The sequence below is a fragment of the Xanthobacter autotrophicus genome, from assembly GCF_030015065.1.
In the GTDB taxonomy this organism is placed as follows: domain Bacteria; phylum Pseudomonadota; class Alphaproteobacteria; order Rhizobiales; family Xanthobacteraceae; genus Xanthobacter; species Xanthobacter autotrophicus_D.
Genome location: NZ_JAIVFN010000435.1, coordinates 1 through 439, shown reverse-complemented (window position 1 = coordinate 439; position 439 = coordinate 1). Strand labels below are relative to the sequence as shown.

At 66.3% G+C, this 439-nt stretch carries 1 protein-coding gene; it reads left to right on the top strand.

The features are described 5' to 3' along the window. Positions 1–168 precede the first annotated feature (168 nt). Positions 169–439 (top strand): hypothetical protein (locus K9U40_RS23905; RefSeq protein ID WP_282892536.1); only part of this gene is annotated, 271 nt, incomplete at its 3' end.

Genomic DNA, 439 nt, shown 5'->3' with positions numbered 1-439 from the left:
GGACAAACACGCGGCAAAGAAGGCAGCCCCTGGACCCTGGATCCCCGTCCGACTGGTAGCGCTACCATCGCGTTGCAGCGGAGAGTAATCACCCGGGTTCGCGCTTGTCACCATGCAGCGCAGCAAATCGGCAGCGCGCGTAGCGGCGCTGGAATCACCCCGCTACTGATGACCGGGCTGCTGCTGCATCCGGTCACCGCTCACCCGCCGCAGGAAAGATGCCCGCGCCTGCGGGTCATCCAGAAAGGAACGCACCGTGAACGCTCTCCAGCGCATCGCCGCCGCAGTCGGCTCGCCGTACTCGTTCCGTCCGGCTCCGCCGTTTCCGCGGCCAACGCCGTGATCGTGGACGGAGCAGATGAGCCGCTCACCGTGGCGCTACGCAGGGGCTACCACTCCGGTCCCAGCAGCTTCATCACTTCGGCCTCCAGTTTCTGCG